This is a genomic window from Burkholderia sp. Bp8986 (assembly GCF_003854225.1).
Lineage (GTDB): Bacteria > Pseudomonadota > Gammaproteobacteria > Burkholderiales > Burkholderiaceae > Burkholderia.
This window is the reverse complement of sequence record NZ_QTQM01000191.1, coordinates 1-666: the sequence shown is the minus strand read 5'-3', so window position 1 is coordinate 666 and position 666 is coordinate 1. Positions and strand designations below refer to the sequence as shown.

The following is a 666-nucleotide window of genomic DNA, read 5'->3' as shown; positions in this document are numbered from 1 at the left end:
TCGTGAGTTATAAATTCATTGAATAATATGCGGCCTGTAGTACCGTGTAGTTCATGCCATGAACACGAAGAGGCGGCGATGAGCGGAAGACCCAAGGCGGAACTCGTGTTGAGCGAAGCGGAGCGCGCGCAACTCACAGCGCTGACGATGCGCCGCAAGACAGCGCAGGCGGCGGCATTGCGAGCGCGGATTGTGCTGGCCTGCGCCGATGGCATCGACAACAAGACGGTCGCGGCGAAACTGCGGGTCACCCAGCAAACGGTATCGAAATGGCGTGCGCGCTACATGGCGCATCGGCTCGATGGTTTGGTCGATGCGCCGCGTCCCGGTGCGCCCAGAACGATTGACGATACGCGTGTCGACGCCGTTATTGCGAAGACGCTCGAATCGGTACCTATGGGAGCAACGCACTGGAGTACGCGCACGATGGCTCGGGAGATGGAACTCTCGCAGACGGCCGTGTCGCGAATCTGGCGAGCCTTTGGACTGCAGCCGCATCGGCAGGAGACCTTCAAACTCTCGAGCGATCCGCTGTTCGTTGACAAGGTTCGCGATATCGTCGGCCTGTACCTTGATCCACCCCTGAAGGCAATGGTGTTGTGCGTGGATGAGAAGAGCCAGATCCAGGCGTTGGACCGCACTCAGCCCATGCTGCCGTTGGCCCCC

At 60.2% G+C, this 666-nt stretch carries 1 protein-coding gene; it reads left to right on the top strand.

The features are described from left to right. Positions 1-27: 27 nt before the first annotated feature. On the top strand, positions 28-666 hold a 639-nt coding region (locus tag DID99_RS36830), incomplete at its 3' end, for an IS630 family transposase (RefSeq protein WP_260444806.1).